Source organism: Bacillus sp. FSL R5-0576 (assembly GCF_038004765.1).
GTDB classification, from domain to species: domain Bacteria; phylum Bacillota; class Bacilli; order Bacillales; family Bacillaceae; genus Bacillus; species Bacillus subtilis.
The window spans coordinates 2,042,495-2,067,043 of the sequence record NZ_JBBORU010000001.1 but is presented as its reverse complement, the minus strand read 5'-3'; the positions used below and the strand labels follow the sequence as shown (position 1 = coordinate 2,067,043).

The 24,549-nt window shown below is 43.3% G+C and carries 30 protein-coding genes, 1 other RNA gene and 1 riboswitch; of the genes, 25 read left to right on the top strand and 6 right to left on the bottom strand.

All coding sequences use genetic code 11. The features are described from left to right. Window positions 1-21: 21 nt before the first annotated feature. Window positions 22-984 carry a DUF2515 domain-containing protein gene (locus tag NX903_RS10405; RefSeq protein WP_086344007.1) on the top strand — a complete coding sequence of 321 codons (963 nt, stop codon included), beginning with the start codon at window positions 22-24 and terminating at the stop codon, window positions 982-984. Between the two features lie 24 nt (window positions 985-1,008). On the opposite strand, the gene sspM is transcribed toward NX903_RS10405, so the two are convergent. Beyond that, complete coding sequence (sspM, locus tag NX903_RS10400) at window positions 1,009-1,113, bottom strand: acid-soluble spore protein SspM (RefSeq protein WP_003225606.1); 105 nt, start codon at window positions 1,111-1,113, stop codon at window positions 1,009-1,011. 198 nt (window positions 1,114-1,311) lie between these two features. Between sspM and NX903_RS10395 the strand changes: the two genes are divergently transcribed. After that, window positions 1,312-1,557, top strand: coding sequence for a YppD family protein (locus NX903_RS10395; protein WP_004398488.1), 246 nt, complete (start codon window positions 1,312-1,314; stop codon window positions 1,555-1,557). 45 nt (window positions 1,558-1,602) lie between these two features. Next, window positions 1,603-1,974, top strand: coding sequence for a YppE family protein (locus NX903_RS10390; protein ID WP_015714151.1), 372 nt, complete (start codon window positions 1,603-1,605; stop codon window positions 1,972-1,974). 38 nt (window positions 1,975-2,012) lie between these two features. Here NX903_RS10390 and NX903_RS10385 read toward each other — a convergent pair whose 3' ends face one another. Beyond that, a complete protein-coding gene (locus NX903_RS10385; RefSeq protein ID WP_003230690.1) occupies window positions 2,013-2,201 on the bottom strand; it encodes a YppF family protein in 189 nt (62 codons plus the stop codon). Window positions 2,202-2,388: 187 nt separating this feature from the next. On the opposite strand from NX903_RS10385, the gene NX903_RS10380 reads away from it, so the two are divergent. Continuing rightward, the gene (locus tag NX903_RS10380) at window positions 2,389-2,766 is read left to right on the top strand and encodes a YppG family protein (protein ID WP_014477159.1); all 378 of its coding nucleotides are present in this window, start codon (window positions 2,389-2,391) and stop codon (window positions 2,764-2,766) included. A 20-nt stretch (window positions 2,767-2,786) separates the two neighbouring features. Here the strand turns inward: NX903_RS10380 and NX903_RS10375 are convergent, their stop codons facing one another. After that, on the bottom strand, window positions 2,787-3,206 hold the full coding sequence (locus NX903_RS10375; protein ID WP_014477158.1) for an Hsp20/alpha crystallin family protein: 420 nt from the start codon (window positions 3,204-3,206) through the stop codon (window positions 2,787-2,789). A 137-nt stretch (window positions 3,207-3,343) separates the two neighbouring features. Between NX903_RS10375 and NX903_RS10370 the strand changes: the two genes are divergently transcribed. The 9 genes from NX903_RS10370 (at window position 3,344) to NX903_RS10330 (ending at window position 10,709) form a co-directional block, all read left to right on the top strand. After that, on the top strand, window positions 3,344-3,850 hold the full coding sequence (locus NX903_RS10370; RefSeq protein ID WP_015483368.1) for a PTS sugar transporter subunit IIA: 507 nt from the start codon (window positions 3,344-3,346) through the stop codon (window positions 3,848-3,850). 102 nt (window positions 3,851-3,952) lie between these two features. Continuing rightward, window positions 3,953-6,202, top strand: a complete 2,250-nt coding sequence (gene mrfA, locus NX903_RS10365) for an ATP-dependent helicase MrfA (protein WP_086344006.1) — start codon at window positions 3,953-3,955, stop codon at window positions 6,200-6,202. A 15-nt stretch (window positions 6,203-6,217) separates the two neighbouring features. Next, entirely contained in the window at window positions 6,218-7,459 is a 1,242-nt protein-coding gene (mrfB, locus tag NX903_RS10360; protein ID WP_086344005.1) for a metal-dependent exonucleaseMrfB, read from the top strand. Between the two features lie 100 nt (window positions 7,460-7,559). Next, complete coding sequence (locus tag NX903_RS10355; RefSeq protein WP_003230707.1) at window positions 7,560-7,688, top strand: hypothetical protein; 129 nt, start codon at window positions 7,560-7,562, stop codon at window positions 7,686-7,688. Window positions 7,689-7,771: 83 nt separating this feature from the next. Beyond that, window positions 7,772-7,999 carry a spore coat protein CotD gene (cotD, locus tag NX903_RS10350; protein ID WP_010886551.1) on the top strand — a complete coding sequence of 76 codons (228 nt, stop codon included), beginning with the start codon at window positions 7,772-7,774 and terminating at the stop codon, window positions 7,997-7,999. A gap of 88 nt (window positions 8,000-8,087) precedes the next feature. Then, on the top strand, window positions 8,088-8,633 hold the full coding sequence (locus tag NX903_RS10345) for a DUF1273 domain-containing protein (RefSeq protein ID WP_024571852.1): 546 nt from the start codon (window positions 8,088-8,090) through the stop codon (window positions 8,631-8,633). 75 nt (window positions 8,634-8,708) lie between these two features. Further along, on the top strand, window positions 8,709-9,005 hold the full coding sequence (gene gpsB / locus NX903_RS10340) for a cell division regulator GpsB (RefSeq protein ID WP_003225629.1): 297 nt from the start codon (window positions 8,709-8,711) through the stop codon (window positions 9,003-9,005). A 65-nt stretch (window positions 9,006-9,070) separates the two neighbouring features. Then, window positions 9,071-9,451, top strand: an RNA gene (rnpB, locus tag NX903_RS10335) — RNase P RNA component class B. Between the two features lie 100 nt (window positions 9,452-9,551). Beyond that, a complete protein-coding gene (locus tag NX903_RS10330) occupies window positions 9,552-10,709 on the top strand; it encodes a THUMP domain-containing class I SAM-dependent RNA methyltransferase (RefSeq protein ID WP_009967571.1) in 1,158 nt (385 codons plus the stop codon). Window positions 10,710-10,761: 52 nt separating this feature from the next. Here the strand turns inward: NX903_RS10330 and NX903_RS10325 are convergent, their stop codons facing one another. After that, a complete protein-coding gene (locus NX903_RS10325) occupies window positions 10,762-10,914 on the bottom strand; it encodes a YpzG family protein (RefSeq protein ID WP_010327933.1) in 153 nt (50 codons plus the stop codon). Window positions 10,915-11,077: 163 nt separating this feature from the next. Here NX903_RS10325 and NX903_RS10320 point away from each other — a divergent pair, with 163 nt between their 5' ends. Both NX903_RS10320 and NX903_RS10315 read left to right on the top strand, forming a co-directional pair. After that, the gene (locus NX903_RS10320; protein ID WP_003246090.1) at window positions 11,078-11,269 is read left to right on the top strand and encodes a hypothetical protein; all 192 of its coding nucleotides are present in this window, start codon (window positions 11,078-11,080) and stop codon (window positions 11,267-11,269) included. A gap of 102 nt (window positions 11,270-11,371) precedes the next feature. Beyond that, window positions 11,372-13,297 carry an ATP-dependent DNA helicase gene (locus NX903_RS10315; protein ID WP_014477152.1) on the top strand — a complete coding sequence of 642 codons (1,926 nt, stop codon included), beginning with the start codon at window positions 11,372-11,374 and terminating at the stop codon, window positions 13,295-13,297. A gap of 41 nt (window positions 13,298-13,338) precedes the next feature. Here the strand turns inward: NX903_RS10315 and kduD are convergent, their stop codons facing one another. Beyond that, window positions 13,339-14,103, bottom strand: a complete 765-nt coding sequence (gene kduD, locus NX903_RS10310) for a 2-dehydro-3-deoxy-D-gluconate 5-dehydrogenase KduD (RefSeq protein ID WP_077671375.1) — start codon at window positions 14,101-14,103, stop codon at window positions 13,339-13,341. A 1-nt stretch (window position 14,104) separates the two neighbouring features. After that, a complete protein-coding gene (gene kduI, locus NX903_RS10305) occupies window positions 14,105-14,932 on the bottom strand; it encodes a 5-dehydro-4-deoxy-D-glucuronate isomerase (protein ID WP_086344004.1) in 828 nt (275 codons plus the stop codon). A gap of 221 nt (window positions 14,933-15,153) precedes the next feature. On the opposite strand from kduI, the gene kdgR reads away from it, so the two are divergent. The 10 genes from kdgR (at window position 15,154) to fbpC (ending at window position 24,498) form a co-directional block, all read left to right on the top strand. After that, window positions 15,154-16,173 (top strand): pectin utilization transcriptional regulator KdgR, encoded by a 1,020-nt coding sequence (gene kdgR, locus NX903_RS10300; RefSeq protein WP_086344003.1) that lies wholly within the window; start codon window positions 15,154-15,156, stop codon window positions 16,171-16,173. A 37-nt stretch (window positions 16,174-16,210) separates the two neighbouring features. Beyond that, window positions 16,211-17,185, top strand: coding sequence for a 2-dehydro-3-deoxygluconokinase (kdgK, locus tag NX903_RS10295; RefSeq protein WP_015251846.1), 975 nt, complete (start codon window positions 16,211-16,213; stop codon window positions 17,183-17,185). 1 nt (window position 17,186) lies between these two features. Beyond that, window positions 17,187-17,777, top strand: coding sequence for a bifunctional 4-hydroxy-2-oxoglutarate aldolase/2-dehydro-3-deoxy-phosphogluconate aldolase (gene eda / locus NX903_RS10290; RefSeq protein WP_014480094.1), 591 nt, complete (start codon window positions 17,187-17,189; stop codon window positions 17,775-17,777). Window positions 17,778-17,821: 44 nt separating this feature from the next. Beyond that, on the top strand, window positions 17,822-18,814 hold the full coding sequence (gene kdgT / locus NX903_RS10285) for a 2-keto-3-deoxygluconate transporter (protein WP_029945980.1): 993 nt from the start codon (window positions 17,822-17,824) through the stop codon (window positions 18,812-18,814). Between the two features lie 111 nt (window positions 18,815-18,925). Continuing rightward, window positions 18,926-20,431 (top strand): carboxypeptidase, encoded by a 1,506-nt coding sequence (gene ypwA, locus NX903_RS10280; protein WP_086344002.1) that lies wholly within the window; start codon window positions 18,926-18,928, stop codon window positions 20,429-20,431. A 140-nt stretch (window positions 20,432-20,571) separates the two neighbouring features. Continuing rightward, a riboswitch (purine riboswitch) is annotated at window positions 20,572-20,671 on the top strand. Between the two features lie 89 nt (window positions 20,672-20,760). Then, on the top strand, window positions 20,761-21,345 hold the full coding sequence (gene xpt / locus NX903_RS10275) for a xanthine phosphoribosyltransferase (protein ID WP_024572344.1): 585 nt from the start codon (window positions 20,761-20,763) through the stop codon (window positions 21,343-21,345). Continuing rightward, window positions 21,342-22,658: a xanthine permease PbuX gene (gene pbuX / locus NX903_RS10270; protein ID WP_086344001.1), complete on the top strand. Its 1,317-nt coding sequence runs from the start codon at window positions 21,342-21,344 to the stop codon at window positions 22,656-22,658. Before xpt ends, pbuX begins: the two co-directional genes overlap by 4 nt. A gap of 72 nt (window positions 22,659-22,730) precedes the next feature. Beyond that, window positions 22,731-23,828, top strand: coding sequence for a type III polyketide synthase BpsA (bpsA, locus tag NX903_RS10265; RefSeq protein ID WP_250621144.1), 1,098 nt, complete (start codon window positions 22,731-22,733; stop codon window positions 23,826-23,828). Window positions 23,829-23,831: 3 nt separating this feature from the next. After that, a complete protein-coding gene (bpsB, locus tag NX903_RS10260) occupies window positions 23,832-24,338 on the top strand; it encodes an alkylpyrone methyltransferase (RefSeq protein ID WP_024572341.1) in 507 nt (168 codons plus the stop codon). Between the two features lie 70 nt (window positions 24,339-24,408). Beyond that, the gene (gene fbpC, locus NX903_RS10255) at window positions 24,409-24,498 is read left to right on the top strand and encodes a Fur-regulated basic protein FbpC (RefSeq protein ID WP_100069434.1); all 90 of its coding nucleotides are present in this window, start codon (window positions 24,409-24,411) and stop codon (window positions 24,496-24,498) included. Window positions 24,499-24,549: the final 51 nt, after the last annotated feature.

Below are 24,549 nucleotides of genomic sequence, written 5' to 3'. Positions count from 1 at the left end.
AACTAATCATGACGGAAGTGAATGAACGTGCAAGAACAACAGACCATCAGAAAGCTTCTGAGCCGGATTGAGCGGCAGACAAAAATGAAAAACGCGGATAACATTTCAAGAACAAATGCTTATAAAGCATTTTACGACCGTCATCCGGAAATCAAATGGTCGCTTTTGGCTTCTTTCGTTTCTCGTAATGCCGGCTGGTCAATGACTGACTTAAAAGGCAGTCTGTTTCAGCTTGGACTCCGTGAGAGACAGCAAAAATGGTTCTTTTTAGCCTATGAAAGAGCGAACTGGCTTATTTTTTCGGATGCCTATCCGCAGCTTCTACTATACCACTGGTCAAAAAGAGTCGGGAAACCGCTGTTTCATCTTCTGCATGTGTTTGGCGTCTCACAATTTATGTCGGAAGAATGGACCCGTTTTTGGCATGAGCGAAATACGGAGCGGCTAATGTATGCCCTCATTATAAATGAACAAAACACTATCCAAACACCTATTATACAAAATCCTTCGTTTAAAAAGAATGTTTTTGACACGATTCCTTTTTATTTAAGTGACTGGTTTCATTTTAACACCGTTATTTTTCCTTCCTCAAATGGGTTTCTTTACGGCATTTCAGTGAAACGCTTTTCAAAGGCGGAGGAAAGGATAAGGCTGGGAAAGCAGCTGTCTCAATTGCTGTTCAAGCCAGAATTGTTCTCCTCTTTTTATCACTTTTTGCACACAGTGCCGCACACAGGTTCCCGTTTTGATATGGAAAAGATGATCGGGATTACAAAAAGAACATCTCCTATGCTAAGGACATGCTACCCTGAGTTAATCCACTCATTAGACGGAACGAAAACAGATTGGTTTCATGGAAAGATAAAGAAAACGTTCTTTAGGCGCGAGGAATTGCCGAAGCAGATTGAATTGACAGACTGGTATTTACATAAAAAGCGCCAGCTTCATGCGCTTTTTGCGGTGGAGCAGTGGCTAAAAAAATAAAGAAGCAAGGAAATTCCTTGCTTCTTACGTAGAAGGGCGGTTCGGGCCGCCTAATTTTTTATCTAAAGAATCGATTGCCTTTGATTCAGTCTTTTTTTGCTGGCCGGCTTTTTTCGGTCTTGTTTTCATACGGCACCTCCTCACAAGTATCGTTTGCATTAAGGAGGAGGATCATACAATTTTTGCGGGTGTTTTTGTCGAAAACTTCAGCTTTTCGTGGAATACCTGTTTGTTTGGCGATTTGCTTCTAGTTTTGTCATGAGGAAGGAAAGAGCCTTGAGAGCAAAGAATTTTAACCGGGAGAGACAAGGAAAGGGAGGTACACGAATGTCCGGTTATGTATGCAAGACAGATATTCTCCGTATGCTTTCTGATATAGAAGATGAATTAACGCGAGCTGAGCAAAGCCTGAATCATTCTGTAAATGCATTAGAGGCTGAGATGCGGGAAACGGAAAACGATCGCCTAAGTGTGCTTGAAGAAGAAATCATAGATCTTCATATTTGTATAAATGAGCTGTATCAATCGCCTGAACACAGGTATGCGTTTGAGAAGGTATACCGCATCGGCTGAATTTGTGAGTGAAATTTGGTACGATAAGCATTGAGGTGAAAGGTATTGCTATCACAAACATTGCTGGAAATGACCGAGCAAATGATTGAAGTTGCTGAAAAAGGCGCTGATCGGTATCAGGAAGGAAAAAACAGTAATCATTCTTATGATTTTTTTGAGACGATAAAGCCTGCAGTTGAAGAGAATGATGAACTGGCGGCCCGCTGGGCAGAGGGTGCTCTTGAATTGATAAAAGCCCACCGGCCAAAATATGTGCATAAAGAGCAAATTGAGACCGTAAAAGATAATTTCCTGGAATTGGTCCTTCAATCATATGTTCATCATATTCATAAAAAACGATTCAAGGACATCACTGAGTCAGTCCTTTATACATTGCACGCAGTAAAGGATGAAATTGCAAGAGAAGACAGCCGGTAAAAGGCTGTCTTCTTTTCGTTTTTATAGGGGGCCGGACGTTAATTCATCTCATATGCCGGGCTTTCTGCTCCATTTGCTTCGAGAACCTTCATACTGTTACGAAACTCAGTTATGCTGAGATGTCCTTGAATATAGAGGAACTTGGCAAAGTCCATCAGTTTATTCATACAGTCTGTTTCATATTTCTTCATTTCTGCAAAACGTTTGCTTAAGTATGATACGTTCATTATGGTGCATCCCCTCTCATCTGTATTGAAAATATGGTACCATAATGATTCGACTTTTTTCTGTTTTTAAAAAATTTAAACTTTCGACACAATTTGACAAATGCTAATCATCACTTGTGACACAAACAATAGAAGTCATTCATACATATATAGAAGAGAAATATGTTGTGTTTAGGGGGGAATCGCAATGAACAGGAGCTCTCGAAGCTATCCTCGGCAAATGGGCTATTATTATCCTCAGCAAATGCAAGGATATTATCAGCAGGCTGCACCCGGTTATTTAGAGCAACAACTGCCTCAGCAGCATTATGGACAGCAGGATTATTATCAGCCCTATGCTCCGATCCAGCCTATGCCTATGCAGCCGCCTGTATTTTCTAACCCTTATCCTATCCCAAGGCCTAATCAACAGCAGCCTTCGCAATTTCAAAGCATTATGTCGCAGTTCAAAAAAGCCAATGGGCAATTTGATTTTAATAAAATGATGGATACGACAGGTCAAGTAATGAGTGCAATGAATCAGGTCGGATCTTTAATAAAGGGATTTACCAGCTTTTTTAAATGATAGAAGCATGAATGAATCGTTCATTCATGCTTATTTTTTGGAAAGAAAAGTGTCATTGTCTGCTCGTTCCAAGACGTTTCCATATCTTCTTGGCGAACTTCATAAGGCAGCTGAACCGTTCTTGTCATGCTTGTAAAGGTAGCCTCATTTTGGTGTTTCTGTTTTTCTTGGAGTGTTACATGGAGATACCTCGATTTAACATCAACGACGATCTCGCCATCTCGAAACGTCGCCGGAATGGTAATATCGATATACAGCCCAGTATCTTTTTCTCTGACATGTATGGTCGTCTGCACATCCTTTAAACTCGAGTTGATCAGGTTCTGAAATCCGTTTATAAGGTTGCCGAACGCTGAGGATTGGAAAAGAGTGTCGATTGCCTCCGTTATGATTTCTTCTTTCTTTTGCAGTTCGTTCTTTTTGTCATCATGGAATTCCAATTTCGCCACCGCCTTTTTTAACCAGATTATGCGTCTATGCCAGATGTTGTTATAAATTGAAGCAAAATTGAAAGTGTGGTTAAATAGTGGTGAATGAAGGGATAACGGTTGAAGTGAATGAGAAGGGAGAAAATACATTGCTGAAAAAATTATTCGGAATGGGCAAAACTCAGGAAAAGGTGACAGAAGAGGTTATTTATTCTCCGGCAGACGGTACAGTAATGGACCTGTCAGATGTACCGGACCCTGTTTTTTCACAGAAAATGATGGGAGAAGGAATAGCGGTGGAACCTTCTAGCGGTGAAATCGTTTCTCCCGCTGAAGGTGAAGTCATTCAGATTTTCCACACCAAACACGCCGTTGGCATTCGGACTCGCTCGGGAATTGAGCTGTTAATTCATGTCGGGCTGGAGACAGTCAATATGAACGGAGAAGGATTTACTGCCCACATTAAAGAAGGGGATAAAGTGAAGGTCGGTGACCCGCTGATTACATGTGATTTGGAATTAATAAAAGAAAAAGCGAGCAGCACAGTCATCCCAATCGTTATAATGAATGGTGAGGCTGTAGGGTCAATTGTGCCGGCAGGCGAAAAGGCTGCTCGTAAAGGCGAATCAAAGCTCCTTACAATAAAAGCGAAATAAGCAGGGCGTATGCCTTGCTTTTTTTATTCAACTGTATAAAATTTGCACCTAGCCATGCAAACAAATATTCGGTAAACTGTACTTGACAAAGAGGTGTAAAGAATGAAAAAGAAATCACTGACTGAACTCATTTCTGATTTAAAAGGAAATGAAAACGTTGTGAATTGGCATGAAATTGAGCCTCGGGAAGCAAAAACAAGGCCTATGCCCGAAAGTATAGACGAGAGAATCAAAGCGGCCCTTTCGAAAAGGGGCATTGATGAACTATATACTCACCAATATTCCGCTTTTCAATATGTGCAAAAAGGAGAAAGCATCGTTACCGTAACGCCAACAGCATCAGGAAAAACGTTATGCTACAACCTCCCAGTCCTGCAGTCCATCGCCCAAGATGAAACAAACCGGGCGTTATATTTATTTCCGACTAAAGCGCTGGCACAAGACCAAAAGAGCGAGCTAAATGAAATTATTGATGAAATGGGCATTGATATTAAAAGCTTTACATATGACGGGGATACGTCTCCGGCAATCAGACAAAAGGTGAGAAAAGCAGGTCATATTGTCATTACAAACCCCGATATGCTGCATTCTGCCATTCTACCGCATCATACGAAATGGGTCAGTTTGTTTGAAAACCTTAAGTATATCGTCATCGATGAGCTTCATACGTATCGAGGTGTGTTCGGCAGCCATGTGGCAAATGTGATCCGGCGGCTGAAGCGGATCTGCCGGTTTTATGGAAGTGATCCGGTTTTTATTTGTACTTCCGCAACAATTGCCAACCCAAAGGAATTGGGAGAGCAGCTGACAGGCAAACCGATGTGGCTGGTCGATGACAACGGCGCACCGAGCGGACGCAAGCATTTTGTGTTTTACAATCCGCCAATTGTGAACAAACCGCTGAATATTAGAAGGAGCGCAACCGCAGAAGTGAATGAACTGGCGAAAGAGTTCCTTAAAAACAAAGTGCAGACCATTGTTTTTGCCAGAAGCAGAGTTCGGGTGGAAATTATTTTAAGCCATATTCAGGAGCTTGTGAAAAAAGAGATTGGAACAAAATCAATCAGAGGCTATCGGGGAGGCTATCTGCCGAAAGAGCGAAGAGAAATCGAAAGAGGACTGAGAGAAGGCGACATTTTAGGAGTGGTCAGTACGAATGCCTTAGAGCTTGGTGTTGATATCGGCCAGCTGCAAGTGTGTGTAATGACGGGGTATCCCGGAAGTGTTGCAAGTGCTTGGCAGCAGGCGGGACGAGCTGGCAGAAGACACGGTGAATCTTTGATTATCATGGTAGCCAATTCAACACCGATTGACCAATATATTGTGCGGCATCCTGAATATTTCTTTAATCGTTCGCCGGAATCTGCAAGAATCAATCCGGAGAATTTGATTATTTTAGTAGACCACTTAAAGTGTGCGGCTTATGAGCTTCCTTTTAGAGCTGATGAAGAATTTGGAGCCATGGAAGTCAGTGATATTCTTGAGTATCTTCAGGAAGAGGCTGTTCTTCACCGCAACGGCGAACGGTACCATTGGGCAAGTGAGTCGTTTCCTGCTTCAAACATCAGTTTGCGTTCCGCCTCCCAGGAAAATGTCGTTATAGTTGATCAGTCGGATATTGCAAATGTAAGGATTATCGGTGAAATGGACCGTTTTAGCGCGATGACGCTTTTACATGATGAAGCAATTTATTTGCATGAAGGCGTTCAGTATCAAGTTGAGAAGCTCGATTGGGACCATAAAAAAGCATATGTCAGAAAAGTCGATGTCGAATATTATACGGATGCAAACCTGGCAGTTCAGCTGAAGGTATTAGAAATCGATAAAACGAAAGAAAAAAGCCGTACGTCATTGCACTACGGAGACGTCACTGTCAATGCCCTGCCGACCATTTTTAAAAAAATAAAAATGACCACTTTTGAAAATATTGGGTCTGGACCCATTCATTTGCCGGAAGAAGAACTGCATACAAGTGCAGCTTGGCTCAAAATCAAAACAGCGGATGAAGACATCGGGGAAAAGACACTGGAACAGCTGCTTCTTGGCATCTCGAATGTGCTGCAGCATATTGTCCCTGTGTATATCATGTGTGATCGAAATGATGTTCATGTTGTTTCTCAAATTAAAGCAGCCCATACCGGATTGCCAACCATATTTTTATATGATCATTATCCGGGCGGTATCGGTTTGGCGGAGGAAGTCTTTAAACGTTTTTCAGACATTAATGAAGCGGCGAAACAACTGATTACACATTGTCCTTGTCATGACGGCTGTCCGTCTTGTATAGGTACGGAAATAGAAGGGATAAAAGCAAAGAAAAGAATTTTGCAGCTGTTGGATCAAATGTCGTAAGGAGGGAGGCCGGATATGTCATTAAAAGGGAAACTCGAGCGGATGAAAAAGCACATGGTGCTCGATGAAGGAGAACAAAAAATAGAAGCAGGCAAACAAGAAAACCACTTTGATGACATCCCGTTTTTAGAAGAGTGGGAGGCTTTTGGTATGAAGCCTTTCATCTTCGAAGATGAATACTGCCTTATCAGAGAAGTGGAATATCCGCTTTCTCACCGCCATGGGTTATACAGCTTTTCTGAGCTTGAGGAAGTGATCACACTGTGGAATCAAAGCGGCCTGTCGCATACATTGTCAGCAAAAGGGTATAACAAAAACAACCTCTTTTTCTTTGATACAGAAACAACCGGTCTTGGGGGTGGAGCTGGGAATACCATTTTTTTGCTTGGGCATGCGAGAGTATATGAAGACCGAGTGACAGTCAAACAGCATCTTTTGCCCAAACCGGGGAACGAAGTCGCCTTGTACCAAAGCTTTTTAAGCGAGGTTGACATTACATCACTTGTGACCTACAACGGCAAAGCCTTTGATTGGCCGCAGGTGAAAACAAGACACACCTTGATCCGTGACAGACTTCCGAAGCTTCCGGAATTTGGCCACTTTGATCTTTTGCATGGAGCTAGACGCCTGTGGAAACACAAAATGGACCGCGTATCTCTTGGCACGGTTGAAAAAGAGGAGCTCGGAATCCGCAGACTAGAAGACACACCGGGCTACTTGGCGCCAATGCTTTACTTTCATTTTATAAAGGCGCAAGAGCCGGATCTTTTAAAAGGTGTCCTGCATCATAATGAAATGGATGTGTTATCGCTCATTTCATTGTACATCCATATGTCTAAAAAAATCCTTTCAGAATCACATGCGCCAAAAGAACACAGTGAAGCCTATGCTATGGCGAAATGGTTTATGGCTCATAAAGAAACGGACCAAGCGATCAAGCAGTTGGAAAGGCTTATAGAAAAATCGTTTGAGGACCAGGACAGTGCACAGCTGGATTTATCGCTCCTGTACAAAAAACAAAACCGCTTGGAAGAAGCAGTGCCGCTTTGGGAAAAGCTGTCCCGCTCGCAAAACCAGAAGTGCAGATACGCTGCTGTAATAGAGCTCGCGAAATATTTTGAGCATAAGAAAAAAGAATTCGGAAAAGCATTGCAAATAGCAGAGCAATTGCTTAGCGATGCGGCATGCTTATCAGAGAAAGAAACTGAAAAACTGCATGTGAGAATTGCCCGGCTAAAGAGGAAATATTCCTCTTGAATATTCCCCGGGAAAGCGCAAAAGACGACTTGTTTCGCCATGAATTTTTTTTGCTGAATTCACATTGATTTTGTTGTAGAATAGCGGCGAATCCTGTAAAATGACGTTAGTTATTTTTAAAGGGAGAGTTGGTATGTATAAGGGTGTTTTTTACTTGTTCTTTGTTGTGGTATTTTTGATTGCTTTTGTGTTTTCAAACTTTAAAGACAGCTTAATTGCACACTTTTAAAATAGGTCTTTGCATCAGAACATGTACCCCTTATTTTTCATAACTTAGTATTGTAATAAAGTTTATGGAAAGGGGATTTTATCATGCATCACTGCAGACCGCATATGATGGCGCCAATTGTCCATCCTACTCATTGCTGTGAACACCATACGTTTTCGAAGACTATCGTGCCGCACATTCACCCACAGCATACAACAAACGTAAACCACCAGCATTTTCAGCACGTTCACTACTTTCCACACACTTTCTCAAATGTTGACCCGGCTACGCATCAGCATTTTCAAGCAGGAAAACCTTGCTGCGACTACTAGTATGGAAAACGTGCAGCTTGATGGTGTAAACAATGCAGCACAACAAATGGGGCCCACGGGAGCCCCATTTTTTAAAGCAGGTGAAATGATGAAAGTATTGGCAATAACGGGCTATAAACCGTTTGAACTCGGGATATTTAAGCAGGATGACAAGGCGCTGTATTACATAAAAAAAGCCATTAAGAACCGGCTGATTGCTTTTTTGGATGAAGGATTAGAATGGATTTTAATTTCGGGCCAGCTTGGAGCAGAGCTGTGGGCGGCAGAAGCCGCATATGATTTGCAGGAAGAATACCCTGACTTAAAGGTAGCTGTCATCACACCATTTTACGAGCAGGAAAAGAACTGGAAAGAACCGAATAAGGAACAGTATGAAGCAGTTCTGGCTCAGGCAGACTATGAAGCAAGCCTGACTCACCGTCCTTATGAAAGCCCGCTTCAATTCAAACAAAAAAATCAGTTCTTCATTGATAAGTCCGACGGGCTTCTGCTTTTATATGACCCGGAAAAGGAAGGCTCCCCTAAGTATATGCTTGGGACAGCGGAAAAAAGGCGCGAACAGAATGGCTATCCCATCTACTTTATTACAATGGATGACTTGAGAGTGACAGTAGAGGAAGACAGCTACTCATAGCAATAAGAGAAATTTGACAACCGTACAGATTTCTGAAAAAATATATGTGATGATTCACGATACGAGGTGAAAAAGATGCTTGCTGATAAAGTAAAGCTTTCTGCGAAAGAAATTTTGGAAAAAGAATTTAAAACAGGCGTTAGAGGCTACAAGCAAGAAGACGTTGACAAATTTTTAGATATGATTATTAAGGATTATGAAACCTTCCATCAAGAAATTGAAGAACTGCAGCAGGAAAATCTGCAGCTGAAAAAACAGCTTGAAGAAGCCAGCAAAAAACAGCCTGTGCAATCTAACACAACAAACTTTGATATTTTAAAACGGCTGTCTAACTTAGAAAAACACGTTTTTGGCAGCAAGCTTTATGATTGATCACGCTTGAAAAAAATGGCGCTTGTAAATTGTAATCAGTTGTTATATAATAATTCATGTTCTTAACGTTCGGGTAATCGCTGCAGATCTTGAATCTGTAGAGGAAAGTCCATGCTCGCACGGTGCTGAGATGCCCGTAGTGTTCGTGCCTAGCGAAGTCATAAGCTAGGGCAGTCTTTAGAGGCTGACGGCAGGAAAAAAGCCTACGTCTTCGGATATGGCTGAGTATCCTTGAAAGTGCCACAGTGACGAAGTCTCACTAGAAATGGTGAGAGTGGAACGCGGTAAACCCCTCGAGCGAGAAACCCAAATTTTGGTAGGGGAACCTTCTTAACGGAATTCAACGGAGAGAAGGACAGAATGCTTTCTGTAGATAGATGATTGCCGCCTGAGTACGAGGTGATGAGCCGTTTGCAGTACGACGGAACAAAACATGGCTTACAGAACGTTAGACCACTTACATTTAAAATGATGAAAACAAGCTCTCCCGTATAAGGAGAGCTTTTATCTTGAAAAGAGAAAAGTTTTAAAAGACAGGGTGATACGATGAAGAAGTATACACTAATTGCAACGGCGCCGATGGGCATTGAAGCTGTTGTCGCAAAGGAAGTACGAGATTTAGGATACGAATGCAAGGTTGATAACGGGAAAGTTATTTTTGAAGGTGATGCACTTGCCATCTGCCGTGCGAACCTTTGGCTTAGAACAGCCGACCGCATAAAGGTTCAGGTTGCTTCTTTTAAAGCGAAAACATTTGATGAACTGTTTGAAAAAACGAAAGCGATTAACTGGCGCTCGTTTATACCTGAAAACGGGAAATTCCCTGTCATCGGAAAATCGGTAAAATCAACACTTGCAAGCGTTCCCGACTGTCAGCGGATCGTCAAAAAAGCAATTGTCGAAAAGCTCAAGCTGCAGTCCGGCAAAGCCAATGATTGGATTGAAGAAACAGGTGCTGAGTATAAAGTGGAAATATCTTTATTGAAAGATCAGGCTTTGATTACACTGGACTCATCAGGGACGGGCCTTCACAAACGAGGATACCGTGTCGATCAGGGCGGTGCGCCGATTAAAGAAACACTTGCTGCCGCTTTGGTGCAATTAACCAATTGGACGCCTGACCGCCCGTTTGTTGATCCTTTCTGCGGCTCCGGAACAATCGCGATAGAAGCGGCGCTAATCGGCCAAAACATCGCCCCGGGATTCAACCGCGATTTTGTATCAGAGGATTGGGAATGGATCGGTAAAGATCTGTGGAACAAAGCGCGGCTTGAAGTCGAAGAAAAGGCAAATTATGATCAGCCGCTTACAATTTTCGCTAGCGACATAGACCACCGCATGGTTCAAATCGCAAAAGAAAATGCAGAGGAAGCAGGATTGGGAGATTTAATCCAGTTCAAGCAGATGCAGGTCAAAGACTTTACCACAAATCTGGAATTTGGCGTAATTGTCGGCAACCCGCCATATGGAGAGCGTCTCGGCGAGAAAAAAGCCGTTGAGCAGATGTACAAAGAAATGGGGCAGGCGTTCGAGCCGCTTGATACTTGGTCTGTGTATATGCTGACATCAAATGAAAACTTTGAGGAAGCATATGGCAGAAAAGCAACGAAGAAACGAAAACTCTTTAACGGGTTTATTAAAACGGATTATTATCAATACTGGTCAAAAGTAAGACCGCAGCGAAAGAAAACAGAAAACGCATAAAAAGAAGACGCTCTGCATGCGTCTTCTTTCATCTTTCAGCCCTATTCTATCGTTACCAACGGTGAGCTTTCGCGTTGCTTCTCAATATAATGTTGGTTTGGGACATTTCAGTGTGACCGTTTACTTGAGACTTAGAACGTTTAGGCCGCGTCCAATTGTGATGAAACAGTTCAGAATGCTGATCTAATCGGTTTCTATAACTCATGTCAACATCACTCCCTGATAGAATATTGTTGATAAGACGGATAATCCGGAGACGGAATATCAAGTGTAGTTTGTGCATGTTTCGGTGATAACATGCGGTAAAGCATGTATATAAAATGAAAAGTTCGCATACAATGATGATTATTTCCATCAGAGGTGATCTCATGCTGAACAGCGAACATTTTAATCTTATTCAAAGGGCGCTTGACGCAACAGCAAACGAGCTGAAGGAGCTCGGGACTGATTCGTCTCCGTCTGTGATTTCGCATGCGCAAACTGATTTAGAAAAAGCGGTAGAACATATTTATTCAACAGACCATCCTTTTTTATCGTCGCATGTGATCAATCGTAAGTAAACTGCAAAAAACTTGGCATTGCCAAGTTTTTTTATTGTATTCATCAGCGGAAAATGATATTATTGGTGGTCTGAATGTCGAATAGTTGGGGGTTGGAACTAGGTGACAACATCACGTTTGCCTTTTTCTTTAACGAAAACAAAGAATTTTTATGAAGAATTGAACAATTGGATTGGTGACGTGTTTTACGATATCCTTCCCGAAAAAGGGTTTGATCTTCGGGATGAGCAAGTATTTATGGCTTTTCAGCTGGAGCGGGCGTTTAAAGAGAAAAAAGTCATGTTCGCCGAAGCTGGAGTGGGAACGGGGAAAACGCTGGTTTATCTTCTTTTTGCAATCAGCTATGCAAGATATGTCGGCAAACCCGCCATCATCGCTTGTGCAGATGAAACATTAATTGAACAGCTGGTGAAAAAAGAGGGCGATATTTCTAAGCTGGCTGAGCATCTTGATCTGAAAATTGATACAAGGCTGTCAAAATCGCATGAGCAATATTTATGCTTGAAGAAGCTTGAAAAAACAATGCAGCGTTCTGATGATGATAAATGGCTGGATCTTTATGAGTCGTTACCGTCATTTGTCCACGAGTCACAGGCAATGCAGCGCTTTTATCCGTATGGCGACCGTAAGCAGTACGCAAATCTATCGAATGAAGAGTGGTCTGACGTAAGCTACGACTCGTTTCAGGACTGTCTGACTTGTGATATGAGACACAGATGCGGTCTGACACTTTCCAGAGATTACTACCGCAAGTCAACGGACTTAATCATTTGTTCCCATGATTTTTATATGGAGCATGTGTGGACGGAAGAATCACGCAAACGAGAGGGCCAGCTGCCGCTCTTGCCTGATCATAGTGCAGTTGTATTTGATGAGGGGCATTTGTTAGAGTTTGCTGCGCAAAAAGCGCTAACCTATAGAGTGAAGCAGTCTACTCTTGAATTGTTTTTAGAACGATTGCTGCAAAATGACATCAGAGAAGAGTTTGCAGAATTGATTGAAGATGCGCTTCTCGCAAACGACGAATTTTTCTATGTTCTTTCTGAAGAATCAAAGGAAGTAGCCGGTTCACACCGTTTAGAAATAAAAAATGACCAGCGTGTCAAAAAGGCGGCGGACGAGCTTTGCCGTTTACTTGATAAAATCGGTGAGGCACTTGTATTTGAGTCTGAAATGTATACGATTGATCAATACGAACTGTCAGTAGTGGAAGAATATGTTGAACAAATGGCGTATTCATTATCTCTATATCAAAAGGATGCGATCAGCTGGCTGGAGAAAAAGGAAGCAGAATCAACCTTTGTCGTGATGCCGAGAACGGTAGCAGAAGTACTTGGCGAAAAAGTGTTTTCTAAGAAAATTCCTTATATCTTCTCTTCTGCTACGCTGTCAGAAGGCGGTTCGTTTGATTATATTGCCGACAGTCTTGGGATTCATGATTATTTGTCATTAACTGTTGATTCCCCTTATGATTATGACGAGCAAATGAGTATTAATCTATACGCAAAAACAGATATGGCCGCTGAACAAAAAACGGCTGAAACGATTGAAACAATCAAACGTTACAAAGGAAGAACGCTGGTGCTTTTCCCTTCTTTTGAAGAATTAAACGAGTTTAAAGAGCTGTCGGCGGCATGGGAGCTGCCGTATCCAATTTTCTTCGAAGGTGATGAGGAAATCAGCAGCTTAGTAGAGAAATTCCAAGAGGAAGAGGAAACAGTACTTTGTTCAGTTCACTTATGGGAAGGACTCGACATTCCCGGTGACGCATTGAAGAATGTTACCATTTGGTCATTGCCGTTCCCGCCACACGATCCTGTATTTACAGCGAAGCGCAACGGAGCGAAAAAAGATCCGTTCGAAGAAGTTGATCTGCCATATATGTTGTTACGTGTACGGCAGGGCATCGGGCGCCTGATTCGCTCGAATCAAGACAGCGGCTCGATTCACATTTACGCTGGCGGAGAAAATGAACGCATCATTGATGAGGTCAAAAAGGTCTTGCCTGTTGAACCGCACATGATGTAATGGAAAAAAGCTGACGATCGTTCGTCAGCTTTTTTTATTTGTCAGCGGGATAGCCAGCCGCCATCAACTGCTAAAATATGTCCATTTACATAATCTGAAGCACGTGATGCCAAAAAGACTGCAGTCCCCCCGATATCATCCGCTTGGCCCCAGCGGCCGGCAGGAATTCTCTTTAAAATGTCCTCATTTCGCTTTTCGTCATCCCGAATAGGCTTTGTATTCGCAGTAGAAATATAGCCTGGGGCGATTGCGTTGACCTGAATGCCTGACGCTGCCCACTCATTTGCAAATGATTTTGTCAAACCGGCAACAGCGTGTTTGCTCGCGGTGTAAGCCGGAACGAGGATGCCGCCTTGAAAAGACAGGAGAGAGGCAATATTAATAATCTTTCCATGACCTCTTTTCAGCATATGCCTGCCAGCAAGCTGTGTCAGAATAAACAGGCTGTTTAGATTGACATTCAGTACGTGCTGCCAGTTCTCTTCTGAAAAATCTTCCGCTTTTTCCCGATGAATAATGCCGGCATTATTGACAAGGATGTCGATCTGCCTGTTTTCAAACAGCTCAGCTGCAGAATCCTTTATCGCTTCCGGCTTGCTCATGTCCAATGTAAAAGATGTAAATATCCGGCCTTCCTGTTCCACAAGCTGCTGTGTTTCAGACAGACTGCTTGTATGTGATGTGCCGATAATATCAGCGCCAGCCCCGGCTAGGGCTTTGGCTATTCCTTGACCGATCCCTGTTCCCGGGCCTGTCACCAGCGCTGTTTTTCCTTCTAATGAAAAGGCGTCATGTAGATAACCCATCTTATTTCAGCCCATCCATCGGAACGAGATCCATGTCCGTAAATGTGTAATTTTCTCCAGCCATCGCCCACACAAAGCTATAGTTTGATGTTCCTGCGCCAGAATGAATAGACCAGGCGGGAGAAAGGACAGCCTGCTCATTTCCAACAACAAGATGGCGTGTTTCATCCGGCTGGCCCATGAAATGAAATACCTTTGAGTCCTTTTCAAGATCCAGATAAAGATAAGCCTCCATCCGACGGTCATGAACGTGTGCTGGCATGGTATTCCAGTTGTTGTTTTGATCTAACATCGTTATTCCCATCATCAGCTGACAGCTTTTAATGCCATCCTGATGAATGACTTTGTACAGACTTCTGACATTAGACGCTGCATCATCACCAAGGCGGTCCGGTGTCAGTTCAGGTAGGGCGGCTTTTTGTGTCGGATAGCTTTTGTGGGCGCAAGCGGAGACGAAGTAAAACTTCGCTTTTTCCCCGTTCAGGCTTGAAAACGATACATCCTGATTGCCCATTCCAATATAGAGAAAATCCTTTGTTTGAAGCACATATTCATCATCGCCAACCCTGACAGCGCCAGGCTGGCCGACATTAATAATCCCGATTTCACGCCGTTCCAAAAAGAAGTCTGTTTTTAGAAAATCACCTGCATCAAGCTTCAGTTCACTTTGCCCTGGAGCCGCTCCGCCGATGACAACCCGGTCTTCATGTGAGTAATACATCGTAAGTTTGTTTTCTGTAAATAAAGAATCCATTAAGAAATGACTGCGAAGCTCCTCTGTTGTAAAGCGTTTTACTTGTTCAGGATGTACAGAATAACGATTTTCCATTATATTTCCTCCTTGGTTAGGATTTCAGCATCACTTGAATGAAAATATTTTGGTAACGGTTTCAAAGAAAATTTTAGGATAAATAGTGAAAAGAGTCAACGAAAAAATAATGAATTGACACATTATTAAAAAAACTCTTCCCAAATTTTAAAATTATGGTATTCTTTTGTTGTAACGGTTTTGAAATCGGTTTCAAATATATGAGATACAGGAGCACTTGAATGAAAAAGAAAACAACAGGCCATACAACCATCAAAGATGTAGCTGAATGTGCAGGAGTTTCGAAATCGACAGTTTCCCGCTATATTAACGGAAAAATTGACGCGATTTCTCCTGAAAAAGTGAAAAACATTAAAAAGGCAATCGCAGAATTGAATTATCGGCCGAGTAAAATGGCACAAGGTTTGAAAATAAAAAAAAGCAAGTTAATCGGATTTGTTGTAGCTGACATTACAAATCCTTTTTCGGTCGCTGCTTTTAGGGGAGTCGAAGAGGTTTGTGATCAATATGGATACAGCATTATGGTGTGCAACACAGATAACAGTCCTGAAAAAGAGCGGGAAATGCTCTTAAAGCTAGAAGCCCATTCGGTTGAGGGCTTGATTTTAAACGCAACAGGGGAAAACAAGGATGTACTCCGCGCTTTTGCTGAACAGCAAATTCCAACAATCTTAATTGACCGGAAACTGCCGGATCTGAAACTGGATACCGTAACGACTGACAACAGATGGATCACAAAAGAGATTCTTCAGAAGGTGTACAGCAAAGGGTATACTGATGTCGCGCTGTTTACCGAACCGATTTCCTCTATCAGCCCTCGTGCAGAAAGAGCAGCTGTGTATCAGGAAATGGCTTCGGTTCAAAATGTGAACGGGCTTGTCAGATTGCATGAAATTGACGTAAAAGACAAGGAGCAGCTTAAGGCGGCGCTTCGTTCTTTTCACAAGGAAATGTCGGAGCAAAAAAAAGCGATTCTGGCTTTGAATGGCTTGATTATGCTGAAAATCATCAGCTGTATGGAAGAGCTTGGCCTGCGCATCCCTCAAGATATAGGGATTGCAGGATTCGATGATACGGAGTGGTACAAACTGATCGGTCCAGGCATTACAACGATCGCCCAGCCGTCACATGATATGGGCAGGACGGCGATGGAACGTGTATTAAAAAGGATTGAAGGTGACAAAGGAGCGCCTCAAACCATTGAATTAGAGGCAAAAGTCATCATGAGAAAGTCACTTTAATCCTAGGTGCCCTCAACTAAGAGGAGGTTGGGAAGAGATGAAGCTTGATGCGGTGACATTCGGGGAATCAATGGCCATGTTTTACGCAAATGAGTATGGAGGTCTTCATGAAGTATCCACTTTTTCTAAAGGGCTTGCCGGAGCAGAAAGCAATGTCGCCTGCGGCCTTGCCAGACTCGGATTCCGAATGGGATGGATGAGCAAGGTCGGCAATGATCAGCTCGGAACGTTTATTTTACAAGAGCTTAAAAAAGAGGGAGTGGATGTGTCCCGCGTGATCCGCTCGCAGGACGAAAATCCCACCGGGCTGCTGCTTAAGTCAAAAGTGAAAGAAGGCGACCCGCAAGTTACCTACTATAGGAAAAACTCAGCTGCAAGCACATTAACTTCTGCTGAATATCCGAGAGATTATTTTCAATGCGCAGGCCATTTGCATGTGACAGGTATTCCGCCTGCCTTATCAGCCGAGATGAAAGACTTCACGTACCATGTCATGAACGACATGAGAAACGCAGGGAAAACCATTTCATTCGACCCTAATGTAAGGCCTTCGCTTTGGCCTGATCAAGCAACAATGGTACACACAATCAACGATCTAGCTGGGCTTGCAGACTGGTTTTTCCCGGGTATCGCAGAGGGAGAGCTATTGACCGGAGAAAAAACACCTGAAGGCATTGCCGACTATTATTTGAAAAAAGGTGCCAGCTTTGTCGCTATTAAACTCGGAAAAGAAGGCGCTTACTTTAAAACGGGGACAAGTGAAGGATTTCTAGAAGGCTGCCGGGTCGACCGGGTGGTTGATACGGTCGGCGCCGGAGACGGATTTGCAGTCGGTGTAATCAGCGGTATCCTAGACGGTTTGTCGTACAAGGATGCGGTGCAAAGGGGAAATGCGATTGGCGCTTTGCAAGTGCAGGCACCGGGGGATATGGACGGTTTGCCGACCAGGGAGAAATTAGCTTCTTTTTTATCTGCTCAAAGAACGGTTCACCAAAAGAAAGGGGATTATTAATATGGAGTCCAAAGTCGTTGAAAACCGTCTGAAAGAAGCAAAGCTGATTGCAGTCATTCGTTCAAAGGATACGCAGGAGGCCTGTCAGCAGATTGAGAGTTTGTTAGATAAAGGGATTCGTGCAGTTGAAGTGACGTATACGACCCCCGGGGCATCAGATATTATCGAATCCTTCCGTAATAGGGAAGATATTTTAATTGGCGCGGGCACTGTCATCACCGCGCAGCAAGCTGGGGAAGCTGCTGAGGCTGGCGCGCAGTTTATTGTCAGTCCGGGTTTTTCAGCTGATCTTGCTGAACATCTATCTTTTGTAAAGACACATTATATCCCCGGCGTCTTGACTCCGAGCGAAATTATGGAAGCGCTGACATTCGGTTTTACGACATTAAAGCTGTTCCCAAGCGGTGTGTTTGGCATCCCGTTTATGAAAAATTTAGCGGGTCCTTTCCCGCAGGTGACCTTTATTCCGACAGGCGGGATACATCCGTCTGAAGTGCCGGATTGGCTTAGAGCCGGAGCTGGCGCCGTTGGAGTCGGCAGCCAGCTGGGCAGCTGTTCAAAAGAGGATTTGCAGGCTGTTTTCCAAGTGTAAGCGGAATTGTTTTTTCATAACCGGAGGATGGGAGAATCCACAATATGAAAATCAAGGCGACAATTGAACGGGTACCTGGCGGAATGATGATTATTCCGCTATTTCTTGGAGCGGCGCTCAACACGTTTGCGCCTGGAACAGCGGAGTTCTTTGGAGGGTTTACGGGTGCTTTGATTACCGGAACGCTGCCGATACTGGGTGTTTTTATCTTTTGCGTAGGAGCAACGATTGATTTTCGTTCTTCAGGCTATATCGCAAGAAAAGGAATCACGTTATTATTGGGAAAGATCGGATTTGCGGCGCTACTCGGCGTGATCGCAGCGCAATTTATACCAGACGATGGCATACAATCCGGCTTTTTTGCAGGCCTTTCTGTTTTAGCAATTGTCGCGGTAATGAATGAAACGAACGGCGGACTGTATTTGGCGCTCATGAATCACATGGGAAGAAAAGAGGATGCGGGCGCTTTCGCCTTTATCAGTACAGAATCTGGTCCTTTTATGACCATGGTGACGTTTGGTGTGACGGGACTTGCCGCATTCCCATGGGAAACGCTGGCAGCGACAGTCATCCCGTTTTTACTTGGATGTATACTTGGAAATCTGGATCACGATCTCAGAGACTTATTCAGCAAGGTTGTGCCGGCGATCATTCCATTTTTCGCCTTTTCGCTCGGCAATACCTTGAATTTTGGAATGCTGATCCAATCAGGGCTGCTCGGCATTTTTATCGGAGTTTCTGTCGTCATTTTATCGGGCAGTTCCTTGTTTTTACTTGATCGTTTTGTCGCGCGGGGAGACGGTGTCGCGGGTGTGGCCGCTTCTTCTACGGCGGGGGCTGCTGTAGCTGTGCCATACGCATTAGCGGAAGCGAATGCCTCATTTGCGCCAGTTGCTGAATCGGCAACTGCAATCATCGCGACAAGTGTTATTGTTACCTCGCTCTTAACCCCGCTGGCAACAGTGTGGGTGGATAAAAAAATCAAGCAGAAAAAGCGGAGAACACCTCCGCCAAAAAATCAAATGACAATCAACTGAATAAAAAGGCTGCCGCAAAACATACCGGCAGCCTTTTATACAAACAATTTGACTTTCATACCCCCTTCCATTAGCCTGTAATGGAACGGCTAGAATAGGGAGGGAATGGATATGGAGATACATACATATGAAAAAGAATTTTTTGATCTTTTAAAAAGAATCTCACATTACAGCGAAGCAGTTGCGTTAATGCACTGGGACTCCAGAACAGGCGCGCCGAAAAACGGCTCAGAGGATCGTGCCGAAAGTATCGGCCAGCTTTCAACAGATATATTCAATATCCAAACATCAGATCGAATGAAGGAGCTTATCGATGTCCTGTATGAACGATTTGATGACTTGTCGGAAGATACGAAAAAAGCAGTGGAACTGGCGAAAAAAGAGTATGAAGAGAATAAGAAAATCCCTGAGGCTGAATACAAAGAATACGTGATTCTGTGTTCAAAGGCAGAAACAGCGTGGGAGGAAGCGAAAGGAAAATCTGATTTCAGCTTGTTTTCTCCTTATTTAGAACAGCTGATTGAATTCAATAAACGTTTTATTACGTATTGGGGATATCAAGAGCATCCTTATGATGCATTGCTTGATTTGTTTGAGCCCGGCGTCACGGTAAAGGTGCTTGATCAGCTGTTTACTGAGCTGAAGGAAGCGATTATCCCTCTTGTTAAACAGGTGACAGCTTCCGGAAATAAACCAGATACAAGCTTTATTACAAAAGCGTTCCCGAAAGAAAAGCAAAAAGAGCTCAGTCTGTATTTTTTACAGGAGCTTGGCTACGATTTTGATGGCGGAAGACTTGATGAAACCGTTCATCCGTTTGCAACTACGCTGAACCGAGGAGACGTTCGGGTCACGACGAGATATGATGAAAAAGATTTCCGGACGGCGATCTTTGGCACCATTCATGAGTGCGGGCACGCGATATACGAGCAAAATATTGATGAAGCACTCAGTGGCACGAACTTGTCAGACGGCGCATCAATGGGAATTCATGAATCGCAATCATTATTTTACGAGAATTTTATCGGCCGCAACAAACATTTTTGGACACCGTACTATCAGAAGATTCAAGAAGCATCACCTGAACAGTTCAAGGACATCTCCCTGGATGATTTTCTCCGGGCAATCAATGAATCAAAACCTTCATTTATCAGGGTCGAAGCGGATGAATTGACGTATCCTCTTCATATCATCATCCGTTATGAAATTGAAAAAGCGATTTTCAGCAATGAAGTGTCTGTGGAAGATCTGCCGTCGCTTTGGAATCAAAAATACCAGGATTATTTAGGGATTACACCGCAGACCGACGCAGAGGGGATTTTACAGGACGTCCATTGGGCAGGTGGAGATTTCGGCTACTTCCCATCCTATGCGCTCGGCTACATGTATGCGGCTCAGCTGAAACAAAAAATGCTTGAGGATCTCCCTGAATTTGACGCTCTCTTGGAAAGAGGAGAGTTCCATCCGATAAAGCAATGGCTGACGGAAAAGGTGCACATTCACGGAAAACGGAAAAAGCCGTTAGACATTATTAAAGATGCAACAGGAGAAGAGCTGAATGTTCGCTATTTAATTGATTATTTATCAAACAAATATTCAAATCTCTATCTGTCATAATCAAAAGCCTGGCGGCGCGTCGTCAGGCTCTTTTATATCGAACCCCCTTGAAATACGAATGATATCTAAAAAAACAAAATTAAAGTTCGGGAATTTTTATTTTCAGCCTATGCAAGAGATTAGAATCTTGATATAATTTATTACAATATAATAGGAACACTCATATAATCGCGTGGATATGGCACGCAAGTTTCTACCGGGCACCGTAAATGTCCGACTATGGGTGAGCAATGGAACCGCACGTGTACGGTTTTTTGTGATATCAGCATTGCTTGCTCTTTATTTGAGCGGGCAATGCTTTTTTTATTCTCATAACGGAGGTAGACAGGATGGAAGCACTGAAACGGAAAATAGAGGAAGAAGGCATCGTATTATCTGATCAGGTATTGAAAGTGGATTCTTTTTTGAATCACCAAATTGATCCGCTGCTTATGCAGAGAATTGGTGACGAATTTGCGTCCAGGTTTGCAAAAGACGGTATTACCAAAATTGTGACAATCGAATCATCAGGTATCGCTCCCGCTGTAATGACGGGCTTGAAGCTGGGTGTGCCAGTTGTCTTCGCGAGAAAGCATCAATCGTTAACACTCACCGACAACTTGCTGACAGCGTCTGTTTATTCCTTTACGAAGCAAACAGAAAGCCAAATCGCAGTGTCTGGGACCCATCTGTCGGATCAGGATCATGTGCTGATTATCGATGATTTTTTGGCAAATGGACAGGCAGCGCACGGGCTTGTGTCGATTGTGAAGCAAGCGGGAGCTTCTATTGCGGGAATTGGCATTGTTATTGAAAAGTCATTTCAGCCGGGAAGAGATGAACTTGTGAAACTGGGCTATCGAGTGGAATCTTTGGCAAGAATTCAGTCTTTAGAAGAAGGAAAAGTGTCCTTCGTACAGGAGGTTCATTCATGAGAAATGGATTCGGCAAAACGCTGTCTTTAGGGATTCAGCATGTTCTTGCCATGTATGCCGGCGCCATTGTTGTTCCTCTGATTGTCGGAAAAGCAATGGGACTGACCGTCGAGCAGCTGACTTATTTAGTATCAATTGATATTTTTATGTGCGGTGTGGCTACACTTCTGCAAGTGTGGAGCAACCGATTTTTTGGGATCGGGCTTCCGGTAGTGCTTGGCTGTACCTTTACAGCTGTATCGCCGATGATAGCGATTGGATCTGAATATGGGGTTTCAACTGTTTACGGCAGCATTATCGCTTCAGGCATTCTTGTCATTCTTATTTCATTTTTCTTTGGAAAGCTCGTATCGTTTTTTCCGCCGGTCGTGACAGGCTCTGTTGTTACGATTATCGGTATTACACTGATGCCGGTTGCCATGAATAACATGGCCGGCGGAGAAGGAAGTGCAGATTTCGGAGATCTCTCCAATCTTGCTCTTGCTTTTACCGTGTTGAGTATCATTGTGCTTCTATACCGTTTTACAAAAGGCTTTATCAAGTCCGTCTCGATTTTGATCGGTATTTTGATTGGCACCTTCATCGCATATTTTATGGGAAAAGTTCAATTTGATAATGTTTCGGACGCGGCAGTTGTTCAAATGATTCAGCCATTTTACTTCGGAGCGCCGTCTTTTCACGCAGCGCCTATCATTACGATGTCCATCGTTGCAATTGTCAGCCTTGTGGAGTCAACTGGTGTTTACTTTGCTTTAGGTGACCTGACAAACCGCCGTTTGACAGAGAAAGATCTGTCTAAAGGCTATCGAGCTGAAGGACTGGCTGTGCTTCTGGGCGGTATTTTTAACGCTTTTCCTTACACGGCATTCTCTCAAAATGTCGGGCTTGTTCAGCTCACAGGGATCAAAAAAAATACCGTCATTGTGGTCACAAGTGTGATCCTAATGGCATTTGGGCTGTTTCCAAAGATCGCTGCTTTCACGACCATTATTCCATCCGCTGTTTTGGGCGGTGCAATGGTGGCGATGTTTGGAATGGTGATTGCTTACGGAATTAAAATGCTCAGCCGCATTGATTTTGCGAAACAGGAAAATCTGCTGATTGTTGCCTGCTCAGTGGGATTGGGGCTCGGTGTGACCGTTGTGCCGGATATTTTCAAACAGCTTCCGAGTGCCTTAACGCTGCTTACAACGAATGGCATTGTGGCGGGCAGCTTTACTGCAGTCGTCTTAAATATTGTATATAACGTTTTTTCTAAAGCTAAAAAATCAGAACAAGAAGCTGACCTCGCTGAACAAAAAACAGCAGTCTAACTCCGCCGCGGCGGAGTTTTTTTGCATATAAAAAAGATTGTTGCGGCACAATGTATGCAAAGAGGTGATCGCATGGCGTTTATTTTATCCATTGGAACAAGTCTTCCTGCGTATAATGTAAACCAAGAGAAAGCGGCCGAGTTCGCCCGCTATATGTTTCAGCATTCTTTTAAGGATATTGACCGGCTGTTATCCTCCTTTAAAAACGGGCAAATCCATTCGAGACAGTTTGTTAAGCCGATTGAATGGTATAAAGAGGGGCACAGCTTTGAAGAAAAAAATCAAATATACATAGAAGAAACACTTAAACACAGCAGAGCGGCTGTTCGTGAGTGCCTCTCTCATCCGGAATTTTTTCAAGAAGCCATTCCTTATGAGAAAGTGGAAGCTGTTTTTTTCGTCTCCAGTACAGGCCTTTCCACACCGAGTATCGAGGCGCGGCTTATGAATGAACTTCCGTTTTCTCCATATACGAAGCGGATTCCGATTTGGGGGCTTGGCTGTGCAGGAGGAGCCAGCGGACTTGCGCGTGCAGCCGAATACTGCAAAGCGTATCCTAAGGCTTTTGTGCTTGTCATTTCTGCCGAGCTGTGCAGCCTGACATTCCAGCCGGAAGATAAAACAAAAAGCAATCTGATCGGCACCTCGCTTTTTGGTGACGGCATTGCCGCAGCTTTATTATGCGGAGAGAAGGCGGACCGCAGGATGTCAAAGCTGCAACTTGCGCCGAAGATAATGGACGCCCAATCTGTTTTGATGAAACAATCAGAAGATGTCATGGGTTGGGACTTTACCGATCAAGGATTCAAAGTCATTTTCTCACGAGACATTCCGACCTTGGTGGAAAAATGGCTCAAAACAAATGTACAGATTTTTTTGGACAAACATAAGCTGTCATTCCATGATATCAGTGTTTTTTTGGCGCATCCAGGCGGAAAAAAAGTGATCGATGCATACATCAAAAGTCTCGGGCTATCGTCAGAAAAGCTTTCATCTGCGCAAAGCATTTTGCAAAAGCACGGAAATATGTCTTCAGCCACAATCTTGTATGTGATCAAAGACCATCTGCAGAACGGACATAAAAAGGAAGCTGAACGAGGAATGATTGGCGCATTAGGGCCGGGTTTCTCATCAGAGTTGCTGTTATTCAGCTGGGAAAAGGGGGCTTGACTCATGTTTTGGTTGTTGATCGCCATTCTCATTGTTCAAAGAGCAGCAGAAATGGCAGTGGCCAGGCAAAACGAACAAAAGGTAAAGAAGCAAGGAGCAATTGAATTTGGCGAGAGCCACTATCCGTATATCATTACGATGCATATCCTTTTTTTCCTGTCCTTAATTGCCGAGGTGCTGCTGATGAATAAACAGCCGTCCAACTGGTGGCTCGGTATCGCTGCAGTGATTTTAAGCGTACAGATAGTAAGGTATTGGGCGCTTTGTTCCTTAGGAGCATATTGGAATACGAAAATCCTTGTTGTTCCAGGCGTAGAGCTTGTAAAAAAAGGTCCATATAAATGGATGAAACATCCAAACTATGCCGTTGTTATACTCGAAATTTTGCTGATTCCGCTGCTTTATCAAGCATACGTCACCATGTGTCTGTTTTCCATTTTCAATGCCGTGTTGTTAAGCGTCAGAATTCGCGCAGAAGACAAAGCATTACAGGAATACAGCGTAAAATAGCGATTGAAAATCATTCTCAACCATGTTAAAATGAATTTGAAAAAGATTCTCAATCAGGATGGTGAAGCAAATGACAATGCTGTTTTTGCTTGGAGCGGTTTGTACATATAGTGTATTAATTGGTTTTGTATTAAAAGGAATCTCTAATAAATCTGTTTGATGAATCTGGAACTTGTAAAAGTTGCAGATTTTCTTTTATAGAAGCTGCCGT

Coding starts and splice junctions, on each gene's coding strand:
- fbpC (WP_100069434.1), top strand. CDS start 24,409: ATGACAATGCTGTTTTTGCTTGGAGCGGTTTGTACATATAGTGTATTA.
- mrfA (WP_086344006.1), top strand. CDS start 3,953: ATGAAAAAGAAATCACTGACTGAACTCATTTCTGATTTAAAAGGAAAT.
- NX903_RS10385 (WP_003230690.1), bottom strand. CDS start 2,201: ATGAACGTATCATACTTAAGCAAACGTTTTGCAGAAATGAAGAAATAT.
- NX903_RS10345 (WP_024571852.1), top strand. CDS start 8,088: ATGAAAGTATTGGCAATAACGGGCTATAAACCGTTTGAACTCGGGATA.
- ypwA (WP_086344002.1), top strand. CDS start 18,926: ATGGAGATACATACATATGAAAAAGAATTTTTTGATCTTTTAAAAAGA.
- NX903_RS10355 (WP_003230707.1), top strand. CDS start 7,560: ATGACGTTAGTTATTTTTAAAGGGAGAGTTGGTATGTATAAGGGTGTT.
- kduD (WP_077671375.1), bottom strand. CDS start 14,103: ATGGGTTATCTACATGACGCCTTTTCATTAGAAGGAAAAACAGCGCTG.
- kdgR (WP_086344003.1), top strand. CDS start 15,154: ATGAAAAAGAAAACAACAGGCCATACAACCATCAAAGATGTAGCTGAA.
- NX903_RS10380 (WP_014477159.1), top strand. CDS start 2,389: ATGAACAGGAGCTCTCGAAGCTATCCTCGGCAAATGGGCTATTATTAT.
- kdgT (WP_029945980.1), top strand. CDS start 17,822: ATGAAAATCAAGGCGACAATTGAACGGGTACCTGGCGGAATGATGATT.
- eda (WP_014480094.1), top strand. CDS start 17,187: ATGGAGTCCAAAGTCGTTGAAAACCGTCTGAAAGAAGCAAAGCTGATT.
- bpsB (WP_024572341.1), top strand. CDS start 23,832: ATGTTTTGGTTGTTGATCGCCATTCTCATTGTTCAAAGAGCAGCAGAA.
- NX903_RS10320 (WP_003246090.1), top strand. CDS start 11,078: ATGCTGAACAGCGAACATTTTAATCTTATTCAAAGGGCGCTTGACGCA.
- mrfB (WP_086344005.1), top strand. CDS start 6,218: ATGTCATTAAAAGGGAAACTCGAGCGGATGAAAAAGCACATGGTGCTC.
- kdgK (WP_015251846.1), top strand. CDS start 16,211: ATGAAGCTTGATGCGGTGACATTCGGGGAATCAATGGCCATGTTTTAC.
- cotD (WP_010886551.1), top strand. CDS start 7,772: ATGCATCACTGCAGACCGCATATGATGGCGCCAATTGTCCATCCTACT.
- sspM (WP_003225606.1), bottom strand. CDS start 1,113: ATGAAAACAAGACCGAAAAAAGCCGGCCAGCAAAAAAAGACTGAATCA.
- xpt (WP_024572344.1), top strand. CDS start 20,761: ATGGAAGCACTGAAACGGAAAATAGAGGAAGAAGGCATCGTATTATCT.
- NX903_RS10405 (WP_086344007.1), top strand. CDS start 22: ATGAACGTGCAAGAACAACAGACCATCAGAAAGCTTCTGAGCCGGATT.
- NX903_RS10330 (WP_009967571.1), top strand. CDS start 9,552: ATGAAGAAGTATACACTAATTGCAACGGCGCCGATGGGCATTGAAGCT.
- NX903_RS10395 (WP_004398488.1), top strand. CDS start 1,312: ATGTCCGGTTATGTATGCAAGACAGATATTCTCCGTATGCTTTCTGAT.
- gpsB (WP_003225629.1), top strand. CDS start 8,709: ATGCTTGCTGATAAAGTAAAGCTTTCTGCGAAAGAAATTTTGGAAAAA.
- kduI (WP_086344004.1), bottom strand. CDS start 14,932: ATGGAAAATCGTTATTCTGTACATCCTGAACAAGTAAAACGCTTTACA.
- NX903_RS10325 (WP_010327933.1), bottom strand. CDS start 10,914: ATGAGTTATAGAAACCGATTAGATCAGCATTCTGAACTGTTTCATCAC.
- pbuX (WP_086344001.1), top strand. CDS start 21,342: ATGAGAAATGGATTCGGCAAAACGCTGTCTTTAGGGATTCAGCATGTT.
- bpsA (WP_250621144.1), top strand. CDS start 22,731: ATGGCGTTTATTTTATCCATTGGAACAAGTCTTCCTGCGTATAATGTA.